At 43.9% G+C, this 23,154-nt stretch carries 22 protein-coding genes, 3 tRNA genes and 1 pseudogene; 8 read left to right on the top strand and 18 right to left on the bottom strand.

Annotation, left to right across the window (positions count from 1 at the left end; genetic code table 11):
• Nucleotides 1-140: 140 nt before the first annotated feature.
• The 8 genes from ASUC_RS03550 to ASUC_RS03515 all read right to left on the bottom strand — a co-directional run bounded on the left by ASUC_RS03550 (nt 141) and on the right by ASUC_RS03515 (nt 4,426).
• Nucleotides 141-746, bottom strand: a complete 606-nt coding sequence (locus ASUC_RS03550; RefSeq protein WP_012072437.1) for a sugar O-acetyltransferase — start codon at nt 744-746, stop codon at nt 141-143.
• Complete coding sequence (locus ASUC_RS03545; protein WP_012072436.1) at nt 746-1,345, bottom strand: beta-phosphoglucomutase family hydrolase; 600 nt, start codon at nt 1,343-1,345, stop codon at nt 746-748. Before ASUC_RS03545 ends, ASUC_RS03550 begins: the two co-directional genes overlap by 1 nt.
• A 182-nt stretch (nt 1,346-1,527) precedes the next feature.
• Nucleotides 1,528-1,604 (bottom strand) — tRNA-Arg (locus tag ASUC_RS03540).
• 66 nt (nt 1,605-1,670) lie between these two features.
• Nucleotides 1,671-1,747: transfer RNA gene (locus tag ASUC_RS03535), tRNA-Arg, on the bottom strand.
• 42 nt (nt 1,748-1,789) lie between these two features.
• Nucleotides 1,790-1,883 (bottom strand) — tRNA-Ser (locus ASUC_RS03530).
• A gap of 86 nt (nt 1,884-1,969) precedes the next feature.
• Nucleotides 1,970-3,997 (bottom strand): DNA helicase Rep, encoded by a 2,028-nt coding sequence (gene rep, locus ASUC_RS03525; protein ID WP_012072435.1) that lies wholly within the window; start codon nt 3,995-3,997, stop codon nt 1,970-1,972.
• Nucleotides 3,994-4,212 carry a YceK/YidQ family lipoprotein gene (locus tag ASUC_RS03520; RefSeq protein ID WP_012072434.1) on the bottom strand — a complete coding sequence of 73 codons (219 nt, stop codon included), beginning with the start codon at nt 4,210-4,212 and terminating at the stop codon, nt 3,994-3,996. Before ASUC_RS03520 ends, rep begins: the two co-directional genes overlap by 4 nt.
• Nucleotide 4,213: 1 nt before the next feature.
• On the bottom strand, nt 4,214-4,426 hold the full coding sequence (locus ASUC_RS03515) for a SlyX family protein (protein WP_012072433.1): 213 nt from the start codon (nt 4,424-4,426) through the stop codon (nt 4,214-4,216).
• Nucleotides 4,427-4,520: 94 nt separating this feature from the next.
• Between ASUC_RS03515 and fkpA the strand changes: the two genes are divergently transcribed.
• A complete protein-coding gene (gene fkpA / locus ASUC_RS03510) occupies nt 4,521-5,312 on the top strand; it encodes an FKBP-type peptidyl-prolyl cis-trans isomerase (protein ID WP_012072432.1) in 792 nt (263 codons plus the stop codon).
• A 54-nt stretch (nt 5,313-5,366) separates the two neighbouring features.
• Here fkpA and ASUC_RS03505 read toward each other — a convergent pair whose 3' ends face one another.
• Nucleotides 5,367-5,801 (bottom strand): hypothetical protein, encoded by a 435-nt coding sequence (locus ASUC_RS03505; RefSeq protein WP_012072431.1) that lies wholly within the window; start codon nt 5,799-5,801, stop codon nt 5,367-5,369.
• A 178-nt stretch (nt 5,802-5,979) separates the two neighbouring features.
• Between ASUC_RS03505 and tpiA the strand changes: the two genes are divergently transcribed.
• From tpiA to coaD, 3 genes are all read left to right on the top strand, one after another.
• On the top strand, nt 5,980-6,750 hold the full coding sequence (tpiA, locus tag ASUC_RS03500; protein WP_012072430.1) for a triose-phosphate isomerase: 771 nt from the start codon (nt 5,980-5,982) through the stop codon (nt 6,748-6,750).
• Nucleotides 6,751-6,840: 90 nt separating this feature from the next.
• Nucleotides 6,841-8,109, top strand: a complete 1,269-nt coding sequence (waaA, locus tag ASUC_RS03495) for a lipid IV(A) 3-deoxy-D-manno-octulosonic acid transferase (RefSeq protein WP_012072429.1) — start codon at nt 6,841-6,843, stop codon at nt 8,107-8,109.
• Nucleotide 8,110: 1 nt separating this feature from the next.
• The gene (coaD, locus tag ASUC_RS03490) at nt 8,111-8,596 is read left to right on the top strand and encodes a pantetheine-phosphate adenylyltransferase (RefSeq protein WP_012072428.1); all 486 of its coding nucleotides are present in this window, start codon (nt 8,111-8,113) and stop codon (nt 8,594-8,596) included.
• 163 nt (nt 8,597-8,759) lie between these two features.
• Here coaD and ASUC_RS03485 read toward each other — a convergent pair whose 3' ends face one another.
• The 5 genes from ASUC_RS03485 to rsuA form a co-directional block, all read right to left on the bottom strand.
• Nucleotides 8,760-11,399: a restriction endonuclease gene (locus ASUC_RS03485; RefSeq protein WP_012072427.1), complete on the bottom strand. Its 2,640-nt coding sequence runs from the start codon at nt 11,397-11,399 to the stop codon at nt 8,760-8,762.
• Between the two features lie 9 nt (nt 11,400-11,408).
• A complete protein-coding gene (locus tag ASUC_RS03480; protein ID WP_012072426.1) occupies nt 11,409-13,244 on the bottom strand; it encodes a site-specific DNA-methyltransferase in 1,836 nt (611 codons plus the stop codon).
• Between the two features lie 505 nt (nt 13,245-13,749).
• Nucleotides 13,750-13,980 carry a zinc ribbon domain-containing protein gene (locus tag ASUC_RS03475; protein WP_012072425.1) on the bottom strand — a complete coding sequence of 77 codons (231 nt, stop codon included), beginning with the start codon at nt 13,978-13,980 and terminating at the stop codon, nt 13,750-13,752.
• Nucleotides 13,981-13,995: 15 nt separating this feature from the next.
• On the bottom strand, nt 13,996-15,189 hold the full coding sequence (locus ASUC_RS03470; RefSeq protein ID WP_012072424.1) for a Bcr/CflA family multidrug efflux MFS transporter: 1,194 nt from the start codon (nt 15,187-15,189) through the stop codon (nt 13,996-13,998).
• Nucleotides 15,186-15,881: a 16S rRNA pseudouridine(516) synthase RsuA gene (rsuA, locus tag ASUC_RS03465; protein ID WP_012072423.1), complete on the bottom strand. Its 696-nt coding sequence runs from the start codon at nt 15,879-15,881 to the stop codon at nt 15,186-15,188. The genes ASUC_RS03470 and rsuA overlap by 4 nt, the downstream gene beginning before the upstream one ends.
• A 137-nt stretch (nt 15,882-16,018) precedes the next feature.
• On the opposite strand from rsuA, the pseudogene ASUC_RS03460 reads away from it, so the two are divergent.
• A pseudogene (locus ASUC_RS03460) lies at nt 16,019-17,275 on the top strand (malic enzyme-like NAD(P)-binding protein); the annotation flags it as partial.
• 162 nt (nt 17,276-17,437) lie between these two features.
• Entirely contained in the window at nt 17,438-18,079 is a 642-nt protein-coding gene (gene sodA / locus ASUC_RS03455) for a superoxide dismutase [Mn] (protein ID WP_012072421.1), read from the top strand.
• A 101-nt stretch (nt 18,080-18,180) separates the two neighbouring features.
• On the opposite strand, the gene hemB is transcribed toward sodA, so the two are convergent.
• The 4 genes from hemB to tatA all read right to left on the bottom strand — a co-directional run bounded on the left by hemB (nt 18,181) and on the right by tatA (nt 20,839).
• The gene (hemB, locus tag ASUC_RS03450; protein WP_012072420.1) at nt 18,181-19,203 is read right to left on the bottom strand and encodes a porphobilinogen synthase; all 1,023 of its coding nucleotides are present in this window, start codon (nt 19,201-19,203) and stop codon (nt 18,181-18,183) included.
• A 65-nt stretch (nt 19,204-19,268) separates the two neighbouring features.
• Nucleotides 19,269-20,024, bottom strand: a complete 756-nt coding sequence (gene tatC, locus ASUC_RS03445) for a twin-arginine translocase subunit TatC (RefSeq protein ID WP_012072419.1) — start codon at nt 20,022-20,024, stop codon at nt 19,269-19,271.
• Nucleotides 20,021-20,611, bottom strand: coding sequence for a Sec-independent protein translocase protein TatB (tatB, locus tag ASUC_RS03440; protein WP_012072418.1), 591 nt, complete (start codon nt 20,609-20,611; stop codon nt 20,021-20,023). Before tatB ends, tatC begins: the two co-directional genes overlap by 4 nt.
• Nucleotides 20,612-20,614: 3 nt before the next feature.
• Nucleotides 20,615-20,839: a Sec-independent protein translocase subunit TatA gene (gene tatA / locus ASUC_RS03435; RefSeq protein WP_012072417.1), complete on the bottom strand. Its 225-nt coding sequence runs from the start codon at nt 20,837-20,839 to the stop codon at nt 20,615-20,617.
• A gap of 193 nt (nt 20,840-21,032) precedes the next feature.
• Here tatA and ASUC_RS03430 point away from each other — a divergent pair, with 193 nt between their 5' ends.
• Nucleotides 21,033-21,323: a co-chaperone GroES gene (locus ASUC_RS03430; protein WP_012072416.1), complete on the top strand. Its 291-nt coding sequence runs from the start codon at nt 21,033-21,035 to the stop codon at nt 21,321-21,323.
• 105 nt (nt 21,324-21,428) lie between these two features.
• Nucleotides 21,429-23,072, top strand: a complete 1,644-nt coding sequence (gene groL / locus ASUC_RS03425; protein WP_012072415.1) for a chaperonin GroEL — start codon at nt 21,429-21,431, stop codon at nt 23,070-23,072.
• The last annotated feature ends 82 nt before the right edge of the window (nt 23,073-23,154 follow it).

Genomic DNA, 23,154 nt, shown 5'->3' with positions numbered 1-23,154 from the left:
TTATATTCACCGCTCAATTCCGCAAGGAAAAGAGCGGTTTTTTTTTATGCTGCAAATCATGCCGCCGTTTTCCGCTTGTACACCTGCGATGAAAAATGTGCGGATAACGGCTACTCCCCGGCAAAAGTGCGGTCAAAAAATTAATCGTTTTTTATGTACGTTGTCAGATAAAACCGACGATCCTCGTCCCTGATTTCTCGCTGTACGCAACAAGGATTTCCCACCGCCAAACTGTTGGCCGGAATATCTTTGGTTACAACCGAGCCGGCACCGATTACCGCGTTATCGCCGATAGTCACTCCGCCCAGAATGACGACGCTGCCGCATACCCACACATTATTCCCAATAACAATTTTCCGTCCGTGTTCCCAACCTGCGTGACGAAGTTGTGCATCGAGAGGATGCTCCACCGTATATAAACTCACATTTGGACCGAACATTACATTATCGCCGATACGGATTCCGCCGCTATCCAGCATAGTACATCCGGTATTTGCGAAAAAATTTTCGCCCGTTTCGATTTGAAAGCCGTAATCGCAAAAAAACGGCGTGTTTATTTTGATATTCTCACCGGTTTTACCCAGAATTTTTTTGATTAATGCCGTTTTTTCCATTTTTTGTGAGGGACGCAACACATTATTATAATCGAATAACATTTCACGGCAGCGTAAACGCAAATCGGCAAAATCCGGTTTACCGGCAAGGTGAGCATACCCCGCCTGCATTAACATCAACGCCGTTGTCATTATGCGGCTCGCAGTATATTGGTGCGCACGTCAAATACGTCCATCCCGCCGTTTAATGCCGCCTGTATGCCGAGATCGGCATCTTCAAATACCAGACAGGATTGCGGACGAACGTCGACTTTCTCGGCACATTTCAGAAAAGTTTCCGGATCCGGTTTATGAGCATTCACTTCATCGGCATCCACGATAGCATTAAAATAAGGGCGTAGCTCGAATTTATCCAGCAACATATTCACCATATTTCGGTGCGAACCGGTACCGAGCGCCATAGCGCGCCGCCCTAAATTAGCCTTTACAATATTAAACGCCGGCAGCAACTCCGCATTCAATTCCACCATTTCAAAACCGAACCGGCGCTTTAGCCGAACGACTTCATCCAATAAATCCGCCGGAATACCGTAACGGCGACAGGTTTCCTGTGCAATAGTCCGTACCGGCGCACCACCCAATTCGTACATAATGTCGCCGGTAATCGGATAACCTAATTGCCGACCGACTTTTTCCCAGGCTTGAGCATGGCTGGGCATAGTATCGATGAGCGTACCGTCCATATCGAAAATTAAAGCATCATATTGATTGATAACAGATTGCGCTAACATTTTTATTCCCAATATTTCCAAACAAATTAAAGTACGGTCAAAAAATTATTTTTTAACCTTAAAAATGACTGATAAACAATGGATTTGATTATAAGGCATAATTCCATTATACGGAGCAAAAATTTACCAATAAACGAAATTAAAATAAACAGGAAAAGAAAAATTCAGATGAAAAGTAAAGATGGCGCACCCGAAAGGATTCGAACCTTTGACCGCTCGGTTCGTAGCCGAGTACTCTATCCAGCTGAGCTACGGGTGCGTATTGGTTTTAATAAATTACTTTTAATTCTCACTATTTAACTTATTGATAGAGTAAACCGTTAAATGGCGCACCCGAGAGGATTCGAACCTCTGACCGCTCGGTTCGTAGCCGAGTACTCTATCCAGCTGAGCTACGGGTGCAGAATTAAATTTAATCAATTAATTTGTGGTAAACAAACAAAATGGCGGTGAAAGAGGGATTCGAACCCTCGATGGAGTTTTTGACCCCATACTCCCTTAGCAGGGGAGCGCCTTCAGCCAGCTCGGCCATCTCACCGCAATCGGTTTGTGCGCCGTATGATACGGATTTCTGAGATGAAGTCAAACGCTTTTTATAAAAAAATGCCCGTTTGACTAAATACTCTACAATTTCGCTTTGGATTGCGCCAAGATAGCGCGCAGATTCGCAATATTGGCGGATGCCTTTTGCTGCTTTTGTTGTTCCGTCATCGGCGGTTTATCCCGTTCCCATTGTACGTCATCCTGTGGTAACTCTAATAAAAAACGGCTGGCTTCCGGTTTAATCAACTCGCCGTATTGACGACGCTCTTTACATAAAGTAAAACGCAATGTCCGTTGCGCACGGGTAATACCTACATATGCCAAACGGCGTTCTTCCTCGATATTATCCTCGTCAATACTGCTCTGGTGCGGTAACAGTCCCTCCTCCATTCCCACTAAAAACACATGGGGAAATTCCAATCCTTTTGACGCATGTAAAGTCATCAGTTGTACCTGATCACTTTCGTCGTCATCTTCACCCCGTTCCTGCATATCGCGTAATGTTAAACGCGTCACCACCTGATCCAGCGTCATCGGCTCACTATACTCATCGCCCTGCAACATGCCGCCCACCCATTCGAACAACGTAGCGACATTTTTACTTTGCATTTCCGCCGCTTTCGGGCTAACGGCATTTTCATATAAATATTCTTCGTAGTGAATTTGCGCCAGCATGCGTTTTACCGCCCGTTCCGGCTCGGAACGTAACAATTCGTCATTTAGTTCCACCAACCAACGAGCGAAATGCTGTAACGCATTGTAGGCTTTCGGCGTCACACGATGAATTAAATCAAAATCGAAAATGGCCTCAAACAGGCTGATATGCTTTTCATGTGCCAGCATTCCCAGTTTTTCCAGCGTTACCGCACCGATTTCCCGTTTCGGCGTATTGATAATCCGCAGTAGTGCAGCATCGTCGTCCTGATTTACCAGCACTCGCAAATACGCCATCATATCCTTAATTTCCATACGACTGAAAAAAGAAGTACCGCCAGAAATTTTATACGGGATACGGTTTTGCATCAGTATTTTTTCCAACAAACGGGATTGATGATTACCGCGATATAAAACGGCGTAATCTTTATATTTGGTTTTATGCGAGAATCGGTGGGCAATTAATTCCGCGACTACCCGTTCCGCTTCGTGTTCTTCATTTTTTGCTTCGATAACCTGTAAAGGTTCTCCTTCCCCCAAATTCGAGAATAATTTTTTCTCGAATACATGAGCGTTATTATCAATCAAAATATTGGCGCAGTGCAGAATGCGCTGGGTGGAACGATAATTCTGTTCCAGCTTGATTACCTTCAATTGAGGAAAATCGTCACGCAAACGTACCATATTCTGCGGTCGCGCCCCGCGCCAGGAATAAATGGACTGATCATCATCTCCTACTACGGTGAAACGCGCCCGCGTGCCTACCAGCAGTTTAATCAGTTCGTACTGACTGGTATTGGTATCTTGATATTCGTCTATCAGCAAATATTTAATTTTGGTCTGCCATTTCGACCGCAGGTCTTCGTTCTGCTTCAACAACAAGGTCGGCAACATGATTAAATCGTCAAAATCCAAAGCGTTATAGGCGTGCATTTGATTGGCGTAACGAACATAACAACGGGCAAAAACCTGCTGTTTTTGATCTTTCGCCGACGCCAGAGCTTGTTCCGGCAAAATCAAATCGTTTTTCCAGTTGGAAATCCGCATCACCAATTCCCGCAACAAATCCTTGTCTTCCTGCAGATAATCTGCGGTCAACTCTTTTAACAACGCCATTTGGTCGTGTTCGTCAAACAGCGTCATATTGGCCTTAAAGCCCAAATATTTGTATTCGCGCTTAATAATATCGAAGCCTAAAGTATGAAAAGTAGAGACAATCAATCCTTTGGTTTGCCCTTTGCCGATGGAATGGGCGACCCGTTCCTTCATTTCCCGTGCCGCTTTATTGGTGAAGGTGACGGCGGCGATTTGACGCGGTAAATAGCCGCACTTACCGATAAGATAAGCGATCTTATTAATAATAACGCGGGTCTTTCCCGAACCCGCCCCCGCCAGGACCAAACAGGGTCCGCTGGTAAATTCAACGGCGGTTTGTTGCTGAGGATTTAATTTCATTCTTGTTGCGACCAAACATAAGGTAACAAAGCGGTATCCAATAAAAACGAAAGAGGCAAGTCCAAAATCGGCAGCCCCCATTTCTGGGCCTGCTGCCAATCGTATCGCGTACCGTCATAAGCTTCGTATTTATTGGCAGGGTTAATCAACTGAACGACGGTTCCGCACCCGTTCAATAAAAGAAGTGCGGTCATAAAAAGTAACGTTTTTTTCATGTTAATAATGAGGCGGCGGCGTCTCTTCCGCCTGATCGGCAATATTCGAGGGTTGCATATCCTTCAATTTCGCCGTCAAATGGCGTAATTGCACCTGTATGCGATCAATCACAAATTGTTGTTGAACTAATGCAAGGTTTAGCTCCTCTAATAAATTATCTTGGAATGTAATTTTCATTTCTAATTCGGCGATTCGTTCTTCAAGATTTTGCATAATATTTTAAATAAAAAGGTTGTGCATCAGGGGATAAAGCTTTACTCTAATTCACTATTCTACCCTATACAGAGGAAAACACAGAGGAAAAACAATGTTAAAAATTCAAAAACTCTCAGCAGTCGCATTATTAGTCGGTGCTGTTTTTGTCACCGCAGCCTGTAATGAAAAAGACAAAGCGGCCTCACCGGCTACAGAAACTCAGGCGGCTCCGGTTGCTGAAAATGCGGATTTAGTGAAAGATCCCTCTTATGCCGTGGGTGTATTATTGGGTTCCGACCTGAAAGGTTTGGTAGATTCCCAAAAAGAAGTCATGAATTACGATCAGGATAAACTCGTTTCCGGCGTAAAAGATGCGTTGGCGGGTAAAGTGGATTTAACCCAAAATCAGGAATTGCAAAAAACCTTAACGGATTTAAACGATAAACTCAGCAAAGCGACGGAAGAAAAGGCCAAAGAAGACGCGGCAAAAGCGGCTGAAGCCGCCAAGCAGGCGCAAGCTGACGGCGAAAAATTCATTGCCGAATTCAAACAACAGGAAGGTGTGAAAGAAACCGAATCCGGTCTTTTGTATCGCATCCAAACTCCGGGTGAAGGTGATGTCATTAAACCGGAAGACAGCGTAAAAGTGCATTACACCGGTAAATTACCGAACGGCACCGTATTCGACAGTTCGGTAGAACGCGGACAACCTGCCGAATTCGCATTGAACCAAGTAATTCCGGGCTGGACGGAGGGTCTGCAATTAGTGAAAAAAGGTGGTAAAATCGAATTGGTCATTCCACCTAAATTAGCTTATGGCGATCAGGATTTAGGCACGATTCCGGCAAATTCAACCTTACATTTCGATGTAGAAGTGCTTGATGTCACACCGGCTAAAAAATAGTAAAAAACCGTAAAAAAATGACCGCACTTCGGGCGGTCATTGCTTAATTTTCCTTTACAAAATCAGTTCAAACACCGATTTCCGCGGATTCAGTTTAAACCCTTCCATTTCCAGAATATTGCGCTGTTGCTGATCCTGTTCCACCGTCAGAATATTCGACTGAGTAAAACTGACAAATTCTTTCGCTTTTTCAATCAAAGCCTTATAAATATCGTTTTTATACTTGCCGTCTTTCACGAAAATATCCGTCAACTGCCAGTAACGCTGTAACTGCAACGAAGACAAACGCGGATAAAGCTGGATAAACCCCACTGCCTTTTCGTGTTCGTTAATCGCTATAAAAAAAATACTTTCACTGAAACGGATTCGGTTATTCAAAAACGTTAAAGTTCGGTCGGGATTTTCCGACATTCCGTGGGCTAACCGGTATTCCTCAAATAACGGCAGAAGCACCGCCAGATTCCATTGTTCGGCTTTGAAAATACGCATAATGGGGTTCACTTAGTACAAAATTGATTAAAAAATAGCAAAAATACGCTGTGAATTCTACCCGCTAACGGAAAAATAATCACCCGTTAGATCAAAAAACTGTGAAAAAAGCCGAAAATGCTAACAAAAATTTGGTATATTAAACACGTTTGTTTTATTCACACGGAGATTAAAAAACATGGCATCTCGTAAACCATTAGTAATGGGTAACTGGAAATTAAACGGCAGTAAAGCGTTCACCAGAGAATTAATCGAAGGCTTAAAAACCGAACTGGCCGGCGTAGAAGGCTGTGACGTCGCTATCGCACCGCCGGTAATGTACTTGGCTGAAGCGGAAACCGCGCTTGCCGACAGCAAAATAGCCTTAGGTTCACAAAATGTGGACGTAAACGTAAAAGGCGCGTTCACCGGTGACATCTCTACCGAAATGTTAAAAGATTTCGGTGCGAAATATATCATTATCGGTCATTCCGAGCGCCGTACTTATCACAAAGAAAGTGACGAATTCATCGCGAAAAAATTCTCCGCCTTAAAAGAAGCGGGTTTAACCCCGGTTTTATGTATCGGTGAAACCGAAGAGGAAAATGAAGCGGGCAAAACGGAAGAAGTGGTTTCCCGTCAAATTGATGCCGTCATCAACGCTTTAGGCGTAGAAGCCTTTAACGGTGCGGTTATCGCTTATGAACCGATTTGGGCAATCGGTACCGGCAAATCCGCCACTCCGGCTCAGGCACAAGCGGTGCATGCTTTTATTCGCGCTCATATTGCGGCGAAATCTCAAGCGGTAGCGGATCAAGTCATCATCCAATACGGCGGTTCCGTAAACGATGCAAACGCAGCCGAACTGTTCACACAACCGGATATTGACGGTGCATTAGTGGGCGGCGCGTCATTAAAAGCTCCCGCGTTCGCAGTAATCGTAAAAGCCGCGGCGGCAGCGAAGGCTTAATAGCGGAAAATCTTCTCAAAGTGCGGTTAAATTTGACCGCACTTTTTTTATCTTTATACTATCGGTAGATTTTCCCGATTTCGGACAGCCATGCGCCATTTTTACACTCTATTAATGTATCTGCTGCAACCTTTTGTGTTGCTGTTTATGCTGATTCGCAGCCTGAAAGCCCCCGAATACCGTCGCCGTTTCGGCGAACGTTACGGTCTTTACCGCAATCTTACCCCGCCGCAAGCTCAAGGCGTACTGGTACATGCCGCATCGGTGGGTGAAGTGATTGCCGCCACACCGTTAATCCGTCGCATTCAGGCGGATTATCCCGAACTTGCCGTCACCGTCACTACCATGACTCCGACCGGTTCCGAGCGTGTCAAAACGGCATTCGGCGAAAGCGTCGCTCATGTTTATCTGCCTTACGATTTGCCTGACGCCGTTACCCGCTTCATCGCTTTTATCCGTCCGAAGCTCTGCATCGTGATTGAAACCGAATTATGGCCGAATCTGATACACGGGCTGTATCGCCGTCATATTCCGTGCGTTATCGCCAACGCACGGCTTTCCGCCCGTTCCGCCCGCCGCTACGGAAAATTCAAACATTCCCTGCAAGAAATGTTAAACGAAATCGAACTCATCGCGCCGCAGGATGATTTCAGCGCGAAACGTTATCGGGACATCGGCTATCAGGGTAAACTCCGCCTAACCGGCAATATCAAATACGACTTACATATCGGTGATGAATTACTGAATAAAATCAATATGTTAAAATCCGTTATAGGTAACCGCCCGGTTTGGATTGCCGCCAGTACTCACGAAGGCGAAGAAGAAATCATCTTAAAATCGCACCGCACTTTACTGCAAAAATACCCGAATTTATTACTCGTTTTAGTGCCGCGTCATCCCGAACATTTTAGAGCGGTGGCGGACATGATCGAAAGCGCCGGCTTTACCTATGCCCGCCGGGCCACAGACAATACACCGAATGCCGATACGCAGATTTTTCTGGGTGACACTATGGGTGAACTGATGTTGCTGTACGGTGTGGCGGACGTCGCCTTTGTAGGGGGCAGTCTGATTAAACGGGGCGGACACAATCCGTTGGAACCGCTGGCTTTTAAATGCCCGGTCATCAGCGGAAAATACACCTTTAATTTTCCCGAAGTTTTCGCCAAATTAAAGCAAGTAGGCGGCGTTATTGAAATCGAGGAAAACGATGCCGTACTTTCGCAAGCGGTAACCGATCTATTAGATAATAAAACACTGCGCGAACGGCTCGCTAATGCGGGTTACACCGTGTTAACGGAAAACCGTGGCGCGTTACAACGGTTATTGGATTTATTGAAACCCTATTTAGAGAAGTAATATGAAAACTGTGATTTACCCCGGCACATTTGACCCAATCACCAACGGGCATTTGGATATTATCGAACGCACGGCGGTGCTGTTTCCGCAAGTGATTGTGGCGGTGGCGGCCAGCCCGACCAAAAAACCGTTATTCGACCTGCAGGATCGCGTACAATTAGCGGAAGAAAGCGTGGCGCATTTGCCGAATGTGCGCGTTATCGGTTTTTCCGGTTTGCTGGCGGATGCGGTGAAAGAACACGACATCACCGCCATTATTCGCGGCATGCGCACCACGATGGATTTTGAATACGAATTGCAATTAGCCCACTTAAACCGCGTACTTTCGCAGGGCGTGGAAAGCTTGTTCCTGCCGTCCACCGAGCAATGGTCTTACGTTTCGTCCACCATTGTACGGGAAATTTATCTACACAACGGCAACGTGGATCAATTCGTCCCGCCGCCGGTATTAAACGCATTAAACCGGCGCAGAAAAGCCGATGCTTAACTCACCGCGAACAAAAAGTGCGGGCAAAAATTCTTTTGTTTTTTGGTATTATAGAGCACTCGTACAAAACAAATCCTCTCCACAATAGAATTTTATGCCCCTAACTTTATCTATCAAGTTAAGGGCATTGAATTTGTAGAGGGTTAGATTTAATGTGCCTTTATTATCTAAGATTTCGATACTGACCCGATAATTCCTCGACGTTCTCCACCACTTGATAATCCAAATCCGGATAATCCAAGCGTAAATAGTGGAAATTCTTACGGGCATAGGCAATTTTCAGCTGCTCATTTTCACGTAATTTGTCTTCATCTACGCCACTTTGAATACCTTTGCCGGTATTTTTGGTTTCGGCAACAAAATAGATTTTATTTTCTCCTTTAAACACCACTGCCCAGTCAGGATTGTAATTACCCAACGGAGTGGGGATTTTGAAACGTTCAGGCAATTTAAAATAAAATTCAATGTCTTCGCTGCTTTCGCAATGTTTGGCAAAGGTATATTCGGTGGTGGAGTCCAGCGAAATACAATCTTCATAAATGGTTTTCGTTTTATCGTTTACGGCGAAAGTATATGGGTTGGCATAAAACTCAAAATCCCTGAACAACGTCATTTCATAACTTTTCCCGGCAATTTTTCGATACTCGATGCCGTCTGCCATAATAAGTTGCAATACCGCATTGATTTTTTCCGCCACCAAATCTATAAAACGTTGCGGATTACGAAACACCTCTTGCAAGCGGTCAGATTGTTGCAAAATTTTGCAAAGGGTTATTCGGGTAAGTCCCGTTTTCTTTTGCAATTCATTCAGTAACGCAGGAATTGCCCATTGCGAATGGACGGTTGTTTCGCCTGCCGCACGATAATCGGTCGCAATACCGCTTTCATCAATGACCAATTTCGCTTTAGCGTGTTTAATTTTAGTCGCTTCAATGGCTGGCATTTTGTGGATTTTTTCCACCGCACGTTCAATCAATTCATCGTTACTGAAATTTACTCGATAAGTGGTTTGCTGCTTAATGCGCTCCCAAATTGCTACAAAATCAGGGTGCAAACTGAAATCTTTGCGATAACGTACTTCTCGTTTATCTTCCCGTTTTTTAATATGACTTTTAGCGAATTTCACGCCACAATCTTCTTCAATTTCACGTTGTAACGTTGCCGCAAATTGTTCATAACTTTCATTGGCAATTACCGTGAGCGTACTTTGAGCGCGATCATAAATACGCTGCCCATGCTGATTAACCGGCAGTCGCAAGCCCCGCCCAATTTCTTGGCGTTTTTTCATTTCGCTTGCAGTGTCGTTTAAGGTGCAAATTTGAAACACATTCGGGTTATCCCAACCTTCTCGCAAGGCGGAATGAGAAAAAATAAAACGCAACGGATTATCCAAAGAAAGCAATTTTTCTTTATCTCGCATAATCAGCTGATAAGTGTCATTGTCCACTTGCGTGGTGCCGTTGGTATCTTTCGCCACGCCTTTTTTATCTTGCGAAAAATAGCCGTTGTGTACGCCGCTCGGTTCTTCTTTCGCTAATTCACGATAAATTTCTTCAAACCATTGTGCAAATTTGCCCCCTGAAGGTTTTTCTGCAGATGAGCGGTAGTTATCTACTTTATCAATAAAAAATAGCGATAAAACTTTCACTCCAAGCGGCCGTAATTTCTTCTCTTTTTGCAAATGTTCGGCAACGGTTCGGCGAATTTGCATTTTTTGCAAATCGTCTTTTAGCTGAGAATGATCAACGCCTTGAAAAATCTGTGTGCCGTTAGAAAATTCTACCATTTGGCTTTCCGCATCCATTCCGCTCAAAATAAAACCGGAACGATACATTTCGTTTTGATTGGAAAAATCGTACAAATCCTGATTAGGTTTCACAGTCACGACTTTTTTCTTCATTGCTTTGCTATCGTTAAACAATAACTCAATTTTTGCCGACCAACTTTTTGCCGCAGTTTTGATCTCTTTTAACGCAAGATAAACGCCATTTACCTCATTTTCTGCCACTACACTGTCCACTTCGATCTGTTTCACCAAGCCTAGCTCATAAGCTTGCACAGGGTTTAAGCTGAAAATCGGGTTATAGGCATTTTTATGGGTTGCCGAATAACGCAAGGTAAACAGCGGATTTAAGCTCTCAATCGCATTGCGGCGAATGTCCGTTTCCATATTTTGCGGTTCATCAATGATGACAATCGGATTGGCTTTTTGAATATAGCTGATGGGTGCTTCGCCACTTTCGTTGATGGTATTAATCACATTGCTGTCTTTGGCAAAAGCATCAATATTCATCACCAAAATCTCAATATGATTACTGTTCGCAAAGGTTTTTAAACGGGAAAGCTGATTGCTTTTATATTCAAACTTCGGGCTAACGCTTGGCTTATCAAACACATGGTTAAAATGCGTTTGCGTGATGTCAAGGGTATGCAATACCCCCTCACGAATGGCAACGCTCGGCACCACAATCACAAATTTTTGCCAACCGTATTGTTTGTTCAGCTCAAAAATGGTGCGTAAATAAACATAGGTTTTGCCCGTTCCCGTTTCCATCTCCACGGTAAAATTTTTACCGTTTTCGCTAAGCAAAGTGCGGTCGATTTTTTGATAATTTTGCTGATTAGCTAAATTTTGCTGTAATTGTTCATCGCTGATTTGCAACGGTAAATTCGGGATAAAACGCAAATCATTTTGCGATCTTAACGCAAATCCACTAGTCGCATTCGGCTGCCCGATAAACAAATTCACCGCCGCATTTACGGCATTAAGTTGGTAATCTAAGGTTTCAAATTGGAGTTTCATTTTGCCCCCTTAAATCACAAAAAACGCAATATCCGCATCTTGCATTTGCAATTCGGTGTTTTTCTTTTGTGCGTCATTGCCGTTGAATAAACGGTCTAGGGTAACGACTTTTTTCGGCTGTGTAGCAATCACCTTTTCAATCATCTCATCATTGATTTCCGTAAGCATTAAGGCAAAAGTTTGTCCGTTTTCGTCTTCCACCCAAAACACCTGATTTTCCAATCGCACTTTTGCCGTCAGTTTTAAGCCCAACCGCAATAAAATTTCATAAAGCACTGCTTGCGTATCCGTTTGCTCGCTCACAGGATCGATAAACATTTCCAGTTGATCAGCTAAATTTTCTGCCGTAGGCGATTGCCATTGTTTAAAATGGCTTTCCGTGAGTTTAAATACCTTAAACCCCACATCAAGCGGTCGGTTTTCAGCATTATTTTGCAAAATGTGTTTACCGGCACGGCGGATGCGTTCTTTAGAAATCTCAGTTATATAAGATCTTAAATTATTTTCTTTGCAGAATTTATTTGCTACTTTTCCATTTTTGGTTGTTATATCTATTTCTTCTGGATATTGAACTGCTATAAATTTACGTTGACCACCATCAGAATAATTCAAATCTAAAACTGAATGTGGAAATGACGAACTTCCAGCAAAAAAATCTAAAGCAATAAAATATTTATCTTCAAATAAAGTTATTAAATGCTTTAAAAAATTAATATTTTTAGGTGCAGAAAATACAGGAATTTTGGTATTAAATAGTTCCTTTAAAAAAGTTCCTGCTGATGTAGTTTTGAGATCTAATTTATAATCAATTAATTTCCCATCGGATATAGCTTTATAAGATCTATTATTTAGCATACTTTTCATTCGTACTGTATCGCTAAAATTTTTCTCATAAATTTTATCTGCTGAGAATTCCAATGCTTCATCTTCATATAATTCTAAGATTCTAGATTTTGTATATGTATTTTCTACAAAATGCTCTCCAAAAAAAGAAACATATCTTATGTATCCTTGATTAATTAAATTATCATCTTTATCTAAAATATTAATTTCTGTTCTTATAATAAAATCGTCTTCATCTTTATTAAAATATATAGAATAGTGTTTATCTGAGCTAAAGTCAGTTACAAAGTTATTAAATTCATTTTCACCAACTAAAACTCGCTTACCACTTGAATGTACGTAGTTGCCATTTTCATCCTGCTTCATATCTTTTTCATTTTTAGGAATATTTTCTATGAAACATCCCTGTTCTTTATTTTTAGCATAAATGAGACAAAAGTCATTACTAATAGAAATATATTTAGAATTTTTTCTGCCTTTAGGATTGTTTTCAGTAGATAATATTGCCACAAAATTCTCCTCCCCAAACACTTCATCACATAATAATTTCAGTTGTGCCTGTTCATTATCATCAATAGAAATAAAAATCACGCCGTCATCGGTCAGCAAATTTTTGGCAAGGTGCAAACGGGGCAACATCATATTCAGCCAGTTGCTGTGATAATGCCCATTTTCCTTGCTGTTTCGCACAAAAGCACGTTTGAGCTTGCCGTCTGCGTCCAAATCACCCACTCTTTCGGCGTATTCGGCTTTGCTTTCGGCAAAATTATCCTTATAGATAAAATCATTACCCGTGTTATAAGGCGGGTCGATATAAATCATTTTGACGGAATTGAAATAGGATTTTTGCAACACCTTTAACACATCAAGGTTTTCACCTTCGATAAATACATTTTGAGTATGTTCAAAATCCACGCTCTCTTCGACACAAGGCGTGAGTGTTTTAAAGGTTGGGGTTTGTAAGGTTTGATAGGCTGCCGATTTACCCGCCCAATTGAGCATATAGCGGTCGGTGCCGGTGGTGATTTCATTTGAGAAAAGCTGTTTGAACTTCTCGAAGTCAATTTCGTTTTCACAAAAAATTTCAGGAAGAATGGATTTTAATTGTAAAAGTTGTTGATTTTTAAGTGAAAAATTGGCAAGGCTGTGCTGTGCTGTTAGGCATTGTAATGTTCCTTTTTAAAATGTCCATAATTAAATTTGCTATTTTACAAGTCCATTAACTTATGAAGCAACAATACAAGAGGTTAACTCTTAGATTTTTTTAATTTTACGAAAATAGAGCACGTTTTTGCCCTTTCAATTCTATTTCTTGATTTTTATTCGACTTAAACTATAGTTAACCCAATCCGTTGTCAGAAAATTTGTACGCCATAATAAAAAATTCCTTGTTTATTGGATGTATCAATTTCTAGTTAACCGGCCTTTATGCTAGTGCCGTATATTACCGAAAAATTCTTTCGTTTTTTTGACCGCACTTTACGTGATTCCATTTCTCCCTTCGGCATTAATTCCGCCACCAGGCGGCAAGCCCGATGACTGCGGCAAAAATCAGCAGCCAAACCAACTGAACTCTGGCATTTTGCTTATTTAACTCCCGATTGTGCAAACGGCGCTGTTCCAGTTTTTGTTTGTAAAGTTCAAGATCCGCCGCCTTGAAAGAAAAACCGCAATGAGGACAAATTTCCGCACTTTCGCTGATTTTTCGCCGACATTCTGGACATTTCCGTAGCGCCATATTCGATTTCTTCCGTTATTTCCCGCCCGCATGGCGATAAGTTAAAAAGTAATAGCAGCTTATGGCGAGAATCGTGCAGGTTCCCATCGTCAGCAGCATCGGTTTGGCGGTATCCATTTTCATCAACGCCACCAAAGATCCCACCGTCGCGCCCAAACCGAATCGCGTACTGCCGGCAATGGAATTCGCCGTGCCCGCCATATGGGGAAATTTTTCCAGAATCGAGGCCATGGCATTAGACGAAATCAACGGATTCGGCCCCACAAACAGCGCCACGCCTAAGGCCATCGGCCAAAACCCTAAATCAAACCACGCCACGCTAATCAAAAACAAACCGGCGCAACATTGAACGACCAAACCTATGCGCAGCATCCGCTCCGCCCCGACTTTCTGCACAAAGCGTCCGTTCGCCATAGAGGAAATCGTCATCATGGCGATATTCAGCATAAAGAAATAACCGAATTGATCCACGGGAACGCCGTACAACCCGATATACACAATGGAACCGGCGGTAAGAAAAGCGAAAATGCCACCGAAACCTAAGCCCGAGGAAAGCATATAACCCAGCACTTCTTTTTGCTGCCACAAGGTGACAAAATTACGCGCCACAATATTCAATCGCAAAGGAATGCGGTTTTCTCGGCGATGGGTTTCCGGAATAACCAGCAGCACCAATAACGCACTCAGCAAACCCATCATACAAATCACATAAAAAATCATGTGCCAATGGAAAAATTTCACGATATAGCCGCCGATAATCGGGGCAAGTAACGGCGCAATCATGAAAATTAACGTAATAATCGACATCATTTTCGATAATTCGTTTTTGTCGAATAAATCCCGTAATAAAGCGCCGACCAACACCACCGGCGCAGAGCCGAAAAAGCCCTGAGTAAAGCGAAGTGCGGTGAAATTTTGAATAGAATTTACACCGGTTAAAATGAACGCGACCACCGCCGCCACCAGCACGCCCAATAAAATAATCGGTTTACGCCCGTAACTGTCACCGACCGGTCCCCAGAACAACTGCCCCGTCGCCATACCGAAAGTAAAAAACGTTAATGTATGCTGAACCTGCTCCGCATTCACCTGAAGATCCTGCGCAATATGCAGAAAAGACGGTAAATACATATCTATACCGAGAGGCGGCAACATGGATAAAATGCCGAGAGTAATGATAAACAGCAAGCTCACTTTCCGTTCGCTCATAGCAATGCCTCTATTTCCTGTTGAGTTAAAGCACGAAATCCGCCTTCTTCCAAATCGTCGTCCAGCACCACCGTGCCGACCCGCCAACGATGTAATGCCACCACTTTGTTGCCTAACGCCGCAAACATACGTTTCACCTGATGATAGCGTCCTTCGGTGATGGTTAAATTTACATTATAATCGTCGATAATTTCCAGTTTTGCCGGCTTCGTCGCTTCCTTTTCGCCGCGTAATAAAATGCCCTGTTCGCAAGCCGACTGATAATTGCTTTCCACCGGATCCGCCAAGGTCACCAAATAAGTTTTCTCACAATAATGTTTCGGTGAAGTCACTCGGTGAGACCATTGTCCGTCATCCGTCAACAACACCAAACCGGTAGTATCCGCATCCAGCCGTCCTGCGGTATGCAGCTTGCCCGCCAGCGGATAATCGAAAAACTGATAAACCGTCGGATAATCGCCGTCCTCATGGGAACATACGTAACCTTGCGGTTTATTCAGCATAAAATATTGCAATCCTTCCAACCACGGCAAAGGTTCGCCGTCAAATACGATCTCATCCTGCGGCGAAACTTTCAAGGCTCCGCTTTTTTCCATATTACCGTTTACTTCCACAACACCCTGACGAATCGATTTGGTTGCCTGAGAGCGGGTTAACCCCGTTTGTTGTGCAATAAATTTATCCAATCTCATAATTTGCCTTATTTTAATTAATTTCAGGTATTTTACGCTAAAGTGCGGTTAAATTTTGTAAAATTTTTGTAAAATGATCTATAATGCCAAACGCTTGCTTTTATATTAATCACCACTCATAATTAAAAGGAAAAATCATGTCAGATTTAAGTCAAAAAGCACTCGATTTTCACGAATTTCCCGTCCCGGGTAAAATTTCCGTTACACCGACTAAACCATTAGAAAGCCAAGGCGATTTGGCTCTTGCCTATTCTCCCGGCGTTGCCGAACCTTGCTTAGCCATTCAACAGGATCCTGCAAAATCTTATCGTTACACCGCTCGCGGCAATCTAGTCGGCGTAATTTCCAACGGCTCGGCCGTCTTGGGATTAGGCAATATCGGCGCATTGGCGGGAAAACCGGTTATGGAAGGCAAAGGCGTATTATTCAAAAAATTTGCCGGCGTTGATGTATTCGATATCGAAATCGATGAAAGTAATCCGGAAAAATTCGTTGAAATCGTCGCGGCATTAGAACCGACCTTCGGCGGCATCAATCTCGAAGACATTAAAGCACCGGAATGTTTCTATATCGAAAAAGCCTTACGCGAACGCATGGGAATTCCTGTTTTCCACGATGACCAGCACGGTACCGCCATCATCAGTTCCGCGGCCGTATTAAACGGTTTACGCATTCAAAACAAAAAAATCGAAGATGTCAAATTAGTCGCGTCCGGTGCCGGTGCAGCCTCTATCGCATGCCTGAATTTATTAATTTCATTAGGCGTAAAACGCGAAAACATTACCGTATGCGACTCAAAAGGCGTAATCTTTGAAGGCCGTGATAACAAAATGGACGAAACCAAAAAAGCCTTTGCGCAAAAAGACACCGGAGCGCGCACATTAGCGGATGCTATTTCAAACGCCGATGTATTCTTAGGTTGTTCCGCCGCCGGTGCATTAACGCCTGAAATGGTAAAAACCATGGCATCCCATCCGCTGATTTTGGCATTGGCTAACCCTGATCCGGAAATTACTCCGCCTGAGGCGCATGCCGCTCGTGAAGACGCTATCGTCTGTACCGGTCGTTCGGACTATCCGAACCAAGTAAACAATGTGCTTTGTTTCCCGTTCATTTTCCGCGGCGCATTAGATGTAGGCGCGACCGAAATTAACGAAGAAATGAAAATGGCGACCGTTCGCGCTATCGCCGATTTAGCATTAGAAGAACCGACTGCAGAAGTGTTGGCGGCTTACGGCAACAAAGCCATGTCTTTCGGTCCGGAATATATTATTCCGACTGCATTTGATTCCCGTTTAATCACCCGTATTGCGCCGGCAGTGGCCAAAGCGGCAATGGACAGCGGTGTGGCAACCCGTCCGATTACGGATTGGGATGACTATGCGGCGCAATTGAAAGCGCATAGCCGTCGTTTAAAATAAATGTTGAATAAAGGTAAATTGCTCCGTTTTAGCGGAGCATTTTTTTAGAAAATTTACATTTTTAATGATCTAAATCAATTTTACTGCTAAAATGATCGTGCTTTTTACAAACACACTGGAAAACAAGGAAACTTTATGGCTTACACATTACCTGAATTAGGCTACGCCTATGACGCTTTAGAACCTCATTTTGATGCGTTAACAATGGAAATCCACCATACCAAACACCATCAAACCTATGTCAACAATGCAAATGCGGTATTGGAATCATCACCGGAAGCGGCGGCATTAGCAGCTGAAGGTTGCCCCGGTTCCGTATTAAAAAATTTAAATAAAATCCCCGCCGCTCAATTTACTGCGGCTCGTAATAACATCGGCGGCCACGCCAACCATACTTTCTTCTGGAAAAATCTGAAAAAAGGTACCGCTTTACAGGGCCCATTAAAAGATGCGATCGTGCGTGATTTCGGTTCCGTCGAAGCATTCCGGACGGAATTCGAAAAAGCGGCGGCCGGTCGTTTCGGCTCAGGCTGGGCGTGGTTAGTCCTGCAAGAAAACGATAAATTGGCTGTGGTTTCAACCGCTAACCAAGATTCTCCGTTAATGGGTAAAGAAATTGCCGGTTGCGAAGGCTATCCGATTATCGGTTTAGACGTGTGGGAACACGCCTATTACCTGAAATTCCAAAACCGTCGTCCGGACTACATTAAAGAATTCTGGAACGTGGTGAACTGGGACTTCGCAAACGAACGTTTCGAGAAAAAAATAGCAGACTAATCCCGGATAATAAAAACTCAAGAAAATCCGACCGCACTTTTACGGTCGGATGTCAAAACGACAAAAAGGGAGTTGCAAACTCCCTTTTTTAGTAAAATGAATTAGTTATTCTTGCCTTCTTCATACAGCCACCGGGCAACCTGTTTGGCAAAATAAGTCAAAATACCGTCCGCACCGGCTCGTTTAAAACAGAGCAAGCCTTCCATAATACATTCTTTTTCTTTCAACCAACCGTTTTGAATAGCGGCGCAATGCATAGCGTATTCACCGGAAACCTGATAAGCGAAAGTCGGCACGCCGAATTCTTCTTTAACGCGATAGACCATATCCAGATACGGCATTCCCGGTTTAACCATGACCATATCCGCCCCTTCCGCAATATCTAACGCCACTTCCTGCAGACCTTCGTTACCGTTAGCGGGATCCAGTTGATAGGTTTTCTTATCACCGCCCTTCAGATTACCGGAAGAACCGACGGCATCGCGGAACGGTCCGTAATAATTCGAGGCGTATTTTGCGGCATAGGCCATAATCAGTGTGTTGATGTACCCCTTTTCTTCTAACATTACGCGGATTTTACCGATTCGCCCGTCCATCATATCGCTCGGCGCCACAATGTCCGCACCGGCTTCTGCATGGGATAACGCTTGTTTTACCAGCACTTCGCTGGTCACTTCATTCAGCACATAACCGGTTTCGTCGATAATACCGTCTTGTCCGTGCAGGGTATAAGGGTCCAACGCCACATCCGTTAATACGCCAAGTTCGGGATATGCCGCCTTCAATGCGCGTACCGCTCTTTGTACCAAACCGTTCGGATTATAGGCTTCCTCCGCCATCAAGGATTTTTTCTCCTGACCGACTACCGGAAATAACGCGATAACCGGTACGCCGTATTTTACCAGTAAGCCGGCTTCCGTTAATAACTGATCGATGGTCAAGCGTTCCACCTTCGGCATAGAAGGTACCGGCTCGCGCTGATTTTCGCCTTCCATAATAAAGACCGGATAAATTAAATCATCTGCGGTCAGTTTATTTTCCGCCATTAAACGACGGCTGAAATCGTTTTTACGCATACGGCGTAAACGACGGCTTGGATAACCCGTAAAATATTGTTGAGCCATATCATCATTCCTTTTTATAAACAAACAGTGGGCATATTTGCCCACTTCCAAGAATTAAAATTCGGTTAATTTTCGACCGCACTTTGCTGATCATCATCGCCTCTCGGGCGATAAAATCTTGCACAAATCACGCCCACTTCAAATAACAAACACATCGGAATCGCCAATAAAGTCTGTGAAAAAATATCCGGTGGCGTCAGTAGCATGCCAGCGACAAATGCGGTAACAATGATATACGGACGTTTGCTTTTTAAATCTTCCGGCGTCGTCACGCCACTCCAACACAACAGTATAATTGCCACCGGCACTTCAAAACAGATGCCGAAAGCCAGAAACAGGGTTAACACAAAATCCAGATAACTGCTAATGTCCGTCGCCATCGCCACACCTTCGGGGGTGGTGCCGGTCAGAAAACTGAACACCAACGGAAAAACCACGTAATACGCAAAGGCAACGCCGAGATAAAACAAAATCGTACTGGAAATCAATAACGGGTAAACCAGACGTTTCTCATGCTGATACAGCGCCGGTGCGACAAACGCCCAGATTTGATACAGCAAAAACGGCACCGACAAAAAAATCGCCGCAATACCCGTCAGCTTAATCGGCGTAAAAAAGGGCGCCGCTACGTTGGTAGCGATCATGGTAGAACCTTGCGGCATCGCATTCAGCAACGGCGTGGCAATTAGATGATAAATATCATTGGAAAAATAAACCAACGCGCAGAAAACCAGCAAAATGCAAACTAGGCAACGCAATAAGCGATTACGCAGTTCCACAAGATGGGAAATAAGCGGTTGAGTTTCTTCCACCTGATTCATACGTTTTTCTCTGAAGAAGATACGGGTTGAACATCCTCGGCAGGATGGTATTGATCAATATACTTTGCTAACTGTTCGTCCAGCGAAGCTTCGTTTGACATGGTTGCTGCGGTATTTTCGGCGACTTCCGTCGTAGCGGTTTGCAAATTTTCACTTTCAAGTGCGGTCGCATTTTGCGGCGTTTTTTCTAACGTTTCCGCTACTTCATCCGCTTGGCTCTGAGATTGCCGGAAATTCGCTTCACGTACATCCTTAATCTGCTCTTCAAGGGTTTTGTTTGCATCCGACGCCTGCTTATCCAAATCCGCTTTCATTTTCTCCGCCGACGCTTTCAGTTCATCCACGGTTTTTGCCAAATCCGGCGAAAGGGTTTTCAGATTAAGATTTTCCGCTTTTTTAATGCTTTCCTGCAATTCCTGTAATTTCAGTTCCTGCGATAGCTCGTTTTGCACGTTGGCCGCTAAACCGCGAACGGTTCGCACCCATTTCATTACCGTACGGACGGCTACAGGCATACGTTGCGGGCCCAGAACCACCAGACCCACAATAAAAATCAGCAGTAATTCAGAAAAACCGATATCAAACACGGATTATGCCTGTTCTTTCTCTTTTTCTTCTTTTTTAGTTTGCGCCGTGTTTTCCGCTTTATCTAAAGACTTGAATTCGGCATCTTTCGGTTCTTCCGCCATCGCCTTTTTGAAGCCTTTGACGGATTCGCCCAGATCGGAACCCAGCGTACGTAATTTTTTGGTACCGAATAACAATACGACGATTGCCACAATAATCAGCAGTTGCCAAATACTAATACCACCCATAACGATATCCTTTAATAAATTAGTAAAAAGAAAGGTTTGCGTGAATATACCCTTTTTAAAACGCTTGAACAATAGCCCGCAGGGATTATTTTAGTTTTTTAAAATAATTTTTCTTACTCCCCCTTGAAAGCCGTTTTTTCTGCCCTATATAAAAAAAGCATGAAATCAATTCAATTTTCATAGGAGTATAAACATGGCAATTCGTCCTTTACACGATCGTGTAATTATTAAACGTGAAGAAGTAGAAACCCTTTCTGCCGGCGGTATCGTATTAACCGGTTCCGCAGCGACAAAATCCACCCGAGCCAAAGTCTTGGCGGTAGGTAAAGGTCGCGTGCTGGAAAACGGCACAGTACAGCCTTTGGACGTTAAAGTGGGCGACACCGTCATTTTCAACGACGGCTACGGCGTAAAAGCGGAAAAAATCGACGGCGAAGAAGTATTAATCATTTCTGAAAACGATATTTTAGCGATTGTCGAATAATACAAATAATAGAAGTGCGGTCGGTTTTGACCGAGTTTTGATAATTTAAAAAATTTCACAGAGGCGTACGACATACGTCATCATCAAATTAAAAGGAATATAAAAATGGCAGCAAAAGACGTTAAATTCGGTAATGATGCGCGCGTAAAAATGTTAGCGGGCGTAAACGTATTGGCAGATGCGGTAAAAGTGACCTTAGGTCCTAAAGGTCGTAACGTGATTTTAGACAAATCTTTCGGCGCACCGACCATCACCAAAGACGGCGTTTCCGTTGCGCGTGAAATCGAATTGGAAGATAAATTCGAAAACATGGGCGCACAAATGGTAAAAGAAGTGGCGTCTAAAGCAAATGATGCCGCGGGCGACGGTACCACCACCGCAACGGTTTTAGCGCAAGCTATTGTCAACGAAGGCTTAAAAGCCGTGGCGGCGGGTATGAACCCGATGGATTTAAAACGCGGTATCGACAAAGCGGTGGCGGCAGTGGTATCCGAATTGAAAGCCCTTTCCAAACCTTGCGAAACGTCGAAAGAAATCGAACAGGTGGGGACGATTTCCGCAAATAGTGACAGCATTGTCGGTCAATTAATCGCGCAAGCCATGGAAAAAGTAGGTAAAGAAGGCGTGATTACCGTTGAAGACGGCACCGGTCTGGAAGACGAATTGGATGTCGTTGAAGGTATGCAATTCGATCGCGGTTATTTATCGCCGTACTTCATCAACAAACCGGAAACCGCAACGGTTGAAATGGATAATCCGTATATTTTATTGGTGGATAAAAAAATCTCCAATATCCGCGAATTATTACCGGTTTTAGAAGCCGTGGCTAAAGCGGGCAAACCGTTATTAATCATCGCAGAAGATGTGGAAGGCGAAGCGTTGGCAACTTTAGTGGTTAACACCATGCGCGGTATCGTGAAAGTGGCGGCGGTGAAAGCGCCGGGCTTCGGCGATCGTCGTAAAGCTATGTTGCAAGACATCGCAATTCTTACCGCCGGTACCGTCATTTCCGAAGAAATCGGTATGGAACTGGAAAAAGCCGCATTGGAAGATTTAGGTCAGGCTAAACGTGTCGTTATTAACAAAGACAACACAACCATTATCGACGGCGTAGGCGATGAAGCGCAAATCAAAGGTCGTGTAGCACAAATTCGTCAACAAATCGAAGAATCCACTTCCGATTACGACAAAGAAAAACTGCAAGAACGTGTGGCGAAACTTGCCGGCGGTGTCGCAGTCATTAAAGTCGGTGCGGCAACCGAAGTGGAAATGAAAGAGAAAAAAGACCGCGTGGAAGACGCGTTGCACGCAACCCGCGCTGCGGTTGAAGAAGGTATCGTTGCCGGCGGCGGCGTCGCTTTAATTCGGGCTGCAAGCAAAGCGGCGGCAAATCTGCAAGGCGATAATGAAGAACAAAACGTCGGTATCAAACTGGCATTACGTGCAATGGAAGCGCCGCTTCGTCAAATCGTAGCCAATGCCGGCGAAGAAGCTTCCGTGGTTGCCAGCGCAGTGAAAAACGGCGAAGGTAACTACGGTTATAATGCCGGTACGGAAGAATACGGCGATATGATCGCAATGGGTATTTTGGATCCGACTAAAGTAACCCGTTCCGCATTACAATTCGCGGCATCTATCGCAGGTTTAATGATTACCACTGAAGCGATGGTAACCGAATTGCCGAAAGACGATAAATTAGACCCGTCTGCAGCAATGGGCGGCATGGGTGGAATGGGCGGCATGATGTAATCGCCAGATTCCATAGACGACACAGCCACCGAACACTATTCGGTGGCTTTTTTATGCCCGCATGTCAGGACGTTTCAAACAA

Origin of the sequence: Actinobacillus succinogenes 130Z, from assembly GCF_000017245.1 — a bacterium.
Taxonomy (GTDB): Bacteria; Pseudomonadota; Gammaproteobacteria; order Enterobacterales; family Pasteurellaceae; genus Exercitatus; species Exercitatus succinogenes.
The sequence above is the reverse complement of the archived record's forward strand: the minus strand, read 5'-3'. Positions and strand labels throughout refer to the sequence as shown.

Coding starts and splice junctions, on each gene's coding strand:
- ASUC_RS03515 (WP_012072433.1), bottom strand. CDS start 4,426: ATGCAAAATCTTGAAGAACGAATCGCCGAATTAGAAATGAAAATTACA.
- hemB (WP_012072420.1), bottom strand. CDS start 19,203: ATGGCTCAACAATATTTTACGGGTTATCCAAGCCGTCGTTTACGCCGT.
- ASUC_RS03505 (WP_012072431.1), bottom strand. CDS start 5,801: ATGCGTATTTTCAAAGCCGAACAATGGAATCTGGCGGTGCTTCTGCCG.
- ASUC_RS03545 (WP_012072436.1), bottom strand. CDS start 1,345: ATGTTAGCGCAATCTGTTATCAATCAATATGATGCTTTAATTTTCGAT.
- ASUC_RS03430 (WP_012072416.1), top strand. CDS start 21,033: ATGGCAATTCGTCCTTTACACGATCGTGTAATTATTAAACGTGAAGAA.
- ASUC_RS03550 (WP_012072437.1), bottom strand. CDS start 746: ATGACAACGGCGTTGATGTTAATGCAGGCGGGGTATGCTCACCTTGCC.
- ASUC_RS03470 (WP_012072424.1), bottom strand. CDS start 15,189: ATGAGCGAACGGAAAGTGAGCTTGCTGTTTATCATTACTCTCGGCATT.
- coaD (WP_012072428.1), top strand. CDS start 8,111: ATGAAAACTGTGATTTACCCCGGCACATTTGACCCAATCACCAACGGG.
- tatC (WP_012072419.1), bottom strand. CDS start 20,024: ATGAATCAGGTGGAAGAAACTCAACCGCTTATTTCCCATCTTGTGGAA.
- ASUC_RS03480 (WP_012072426.1), bottom strand. CDS start 13,244: ATGCTCAATTGGGCGGGTAAATCGGCAGCCTATCAAACCTTACAAACC.
- groL (WP_012072415.1), top strand. CDS start 21,429: ATGGCAGCAAAAGACGTTAAATTCGGTAATGATGCGCGCGTAAAAATG.
- waaA (WP_012072429.1), top strand. CDS start 6,841: ATGCGCCATTTTTACACTCTATTAATGTATCTGCTGCAACCTTTTGTG.
- rep (WP_012072435.1), bottom strand. CDS start 3,997: ATGAAATTAAATCCTCAGCAACAAACCGCCGTTGAATTTACCAGCGGA.
- tatA (WP_012072417.1), bottom strand. CDS start 20,839: ATGGGTGGTATTAGTATTTGGCAACTGCTGATTATTGTGGCAATCGTC.
- ASUC_RS03485 (WP_012072427.1), bottom strand. CDS start 11,399: ATGAAACTCCAATTTGAAACCTTAGATTACCAACTTAATGCCGTAAAT.
- sodA (WP_012072421.1), top strand. CDS start 17,438: ATGGCTTACACATTACCTGAATTAGGCTACGCCTATGACGCTTTAGAA.
- fkpA (WP_012072432.1), top strand. CDS start 4,521: ATGTTAAAAATTCAAAAACTCTCAGCAGTCGCATTATTAGTCGGTGCT.
- ASUC_RS03520 (WP_012072434.1), bottom strand. CDS start 4,212: ATGAAAAAAACGTTACTTTTTATGACCGCACTTCTTTTATTGAACGGG.
- rsuA (WP_012072423.1), bottom strand. CDS start 15,881: ATGAGATTGGATAAATTTATTGCACAACAAACGGGGTTAACCCGCTCT.
- tpiA (WP_012072430.1), top strand. CDS start 5,980: ATGGCATCTCGTAAACCATTAGTAATGGGTAACTGGAAATTAAACGGC.
- ASUC_RS03475 (WP_012072425.1), bottom strand. CDS start 13,980: ATGGCGCTACGGAAATGTCCAGAATGTCGGCGAAAAATCAGCGAAAGT.